This window comes from Billgrantia desiderata (assembly GCF_900108215.1).
GTDB lineage: Bacteria > Pseudomonadota > Gammaproteobacteria > Pseudomonadales > Halomonadaceae > Halomonas > Halomonas desiderata.
Window position 1 is genome coordinate 1 of sequence record NZ_FNVC01000050.1, and the last position, 3,266, is coordinate 3,266.

3 protein-coding genes and 1 pseudogene are annotated in these 3,266 nt (G+C 53.8%); all 4 read right to left on the reverse strand.

Features of this window, described 5'->3' with window-relative positions; all coding sequences use genetic code 11:
• Window positions 1-62: 62 nt before the first annotated feature.
• A pseudogene (locus C4S71_RS22190) lies at window positions 63-332 on the reverse strand (transposase); the annotation flags it as partial.
• Between the two features lie 48 nt (window positions 333-380).
• Window positions 381-1,214: a methyl-accepting chemotaxis protein gene (locus tag C4S71_RS22195; RefSeq protein WP_146064646.1), complete on the reverse strand. Its 834-nt coding sequence runs from the start codon at window positions 1,212-1,214 to the stop codon at window positions 381-383.
• 178 nt (window positions 1,215-1,392) lie between these two features.
• Window positions 1,393-2,334: an IS5 family transposase gene (locus C4S71_RS22200; RefSeq protein ID WP_103970587.1), complete on the reverse strand. Its 942-nt coding sequence runs from the start codon at window positions 2,332-2,334 to the stop codon at window positions 1,393-1,395.
• A gap of 180 nt (window positions 2,335-2,514) precedes the next feature.
• Window positions 2,515-3,180: an OmpW/AlkL family protein gene (locus C4S71_RS22205; protein WP_103970588.1), complete on the reverse strand. Its 666-nt coding sequence runs from the start codon at window positions 3,178-3,180 to the stop codon at window positions 2,515-2,517.
• Between the last annotated feature and the right edge of the window lie 86 nt (window positions 3,181-3,266).

Consider the following 3,266-nt stretch of genomic DNA (forward strand, 5'->3'; position numbering starts at 1 on the left):
CCCTTGACCGATCAGTCAGACAGGACTGCCGCCTGACCTGCCATACACAGGATTTGACAATAACTCTTCGCATCGTTGGCATCGGCGTAGCCACAGGCGATCTGGAAGATGCGCTGGGTCAGCAGATCCTCCATTGAGTGATCGATGTAGGAGGCGTGACGGCCGTCATGAATGGCCTGGGCCAGTCGATGGATCAGGCCGATTTGCTGGTCAACGCCGCGCAGCAACAGGGGCCCGAAGTCGGATGACAAGGCCCCGCCCTCGAAATCGGCTCGTACGGTAAAGCCGGCAAAGGGAGGAAAGCGCAGTTGAGTAGGGATAGAATCAGACATGGCGAACCCTGTTTAGCTTCTTCCGAAGCGTTATTGGTGTAACTCCCATTATATCAATGGGTTGGGCAGGGTTCGCCTTTTTTTATGAATTTTTCGGGCTAGTGCAGTGTACTGCCTCGAGTCAAGGTGGCCATCGGCAAGGCTCTGAATCGTCTCCACAGCCTGACTTACCGAGCGGTTCATGGGACGGACAAGCAGCCACGCCACTATACTGAGTACCAGCATTCCCGGGATCAATACGGCAACGAGAACTGTCACGGCCAGGGAAATCGCGAACTGCGAGAGATTTCCGGTAAGTTCCGAGAACTGATGCGCCAGTTCGTTGACCTGTCTTTCTCTGGCATCGATTTCCTGGATGATCTCCAGCCGCTGCGGGGGGGGATCGGCGGCGTTCCTGAGTTCGGCCGCCAGAGCGAGTATCTGCTCCGATATCTCGGAGGCTTCGCCCGACAGGGAAATCAGACGCTGGGCGATTGGGTTACTCTTAAGGATCCTGAGCCGCAGAATTAAGGCGCGGGCCTGGTCAGGGTACCTCACTTCCTGGAACGTTTGTTGTATCTTTCGTGCGAACTCCGAGGTGCTACTGGTTACAAGGAGTTCCGGCGTCGCCGAGAACAAAGCACTATAGGCCAGCGCGCGTCCGAGACGATCCTCGAATTTCTGGTAGTCACTCTCATTGTTGGTATTGACGTACTGGTGCAGACTGGAGCTCGCCCTGAACACGTTAACCGTATGGGTTCGTTCAACCCTCGAGATCAAAGTCACCACATCGAGCGTGTTGAACACAAAGAACGACACCGAGCCAGCCAACAGAGTCACCACGACGCCCAGTCCCACAAGGAAATAGACCCGGTGCCGTATCAGTCCGAACCACTGCTTCATAGAGTCCATCATGGATAACGGTTCTGTTAGTTGATTAAGGAAGGTCTGAATAATTCACTGTTTTCACCGTGGTGCTAGTCAGAAAGCGTTTGCGGCGGAATTCAGCCCAGAAATCAATCTTGATCGTGTGTTTTTTCGCCTGATTGCCGCGTTTTCGCGGCAACCAGGCACACTGCCCCTAGGGCAACAGCATTCGTTTCACCCTCAGCAGATTGTACAACCCTGCCAGAACATAAAGTCGGTTCCTGTTCTTGGCCAAACCCCGATAGCGAACCTTGCCGTAGCCGAACATCCCTTTGGTCATCCGGAAGGGATGCTCCACCTTGGCTCGTATGCTGGCTTTGAGGGTTTCGCAGTCCTGAGTCACTTTCGACATCGTTGACCGTTTGCCTGGGCGTTCAGCGATAAACCACTGCACTTCCCGCTTCTTGTGCGCTTCGCGTTTCTGGATGCCGCGGTAACCGGCGTCTCCCCACACCCGTTTCTCCTCGCCATGCAACAGCTGATCCGACGGCGTCAGGTCATGCTCATTGGCGGCGGTCGTGGCAAGGCTGTGAATCAGGCCAATCGTGTCATCGACACCAATATGGCACTTCATACCAAAGTGCCACTGATTGCCTTTCTTCGTCTGATGCATCTCCGGATCACGAGCCTTATCTCTGTTCTTCGTCGAGCTGGGCGCTTCGATGATCGTCGCATCAACGATACTGCCTTCCCGAACCATCAGGCCATGCCGGGCCAGTTGGCGGTTGATCTTCTTGAACAGCTTCTTGCCCAAATTGTGCTGTTCCAGCAAGTGCCGGAAGTTCAGGATCGTCGTCTCATCGGGAACCCGGGACAGGCGAATACCCGCAAAACGACGCATCGACTCGATCTCATACAGCGCGTCCTCCATCGCCGGATCACTCAGGTTGTAGATCACCTGCATCACATGAACCCGCAGCATGCTCGACAGCGGGTATGGGGGACGACCGGCGCGGCCAGAGGCATAATGGGCGGCAATGGTCGATTCCAGCGCCTTCCACGGTAGCAACTGCTCCAGCTTCTCCAGGAACACTTCCCGCCGGGTCTTGCGCTTCTTGTGGGCGTATTCGGCTTCGGCAAAGGTCAGCTGGCTCATGGCATACCTGCATACTGGCTGATGGAAAGTACTCATTATGCCAAAGTCACGGCGTTTTTCAGAGGCTCCTTAAAGGAAAGGTCTGCAATCGGGGTGTTACTACCTGATGCGTATCAACCTCTCGTTCGCATCGACCGATCGCAGGGAACTTTAACGGCAAGACTCACCCGAACTCTTTACTTAGAAGCGGTATGCGACACCGATGCTCACGATAGTGGGGTCCACTTCCACTTCTGCCTCAACAGGGGCCGGGCCCAAGTTACCGGTGACATCCGCCTTGAAGGGTGCATATCTAACGTCAAAATTTGCCGACCAGTTATTGTGTATCCTCCAGCGAAAACCAGCCTGAACCGCAGGGGCCCATGTATCTTCGACGTCGAAGTCGGTTAGTGCGCGATCCTTCTCATTTAAAAAGAAAATCCGTCCTACACCCGCTCCAAAGTAAGGAGAGAACTTGCTACCCGTCAAGACATGATACTGAAGCGAAAGAATCACCGGACCATAATCTGTTTGACCAAGAAAGAGCCCAGAGAGTGACTCTTCGCCCTGAAGGTCTGCACTAGCGGGAATGCCGCCAAAAACGTTGAATGCCAGCTGATTACTCAGAAAATACGACACGTCGAATGAAACGGTCGTATCGTTGTTGATAGACAGGTTGGCATTTGGAAGGGGGGCACCACCCGCAGAGGGCGATCGCAAATCTTCATCAGTCAGAATTCTGGTGGCGTTCAGCCCAATTACCCAATCACCTCTACTATAATTATAATCTGGCTCAGATTGAGCGTTCGCCAAGCTTGCGGCAACTGAAAGTAAAAAGAATGCTATTACTAACGAGACTGTAACTATTCAGGTGGCTGCGGATGGGATATCGCCAACCAGCTGATTTTTCTGGCATAGTGCACAGCATCATTCGGCACACCTATGCGGTGATA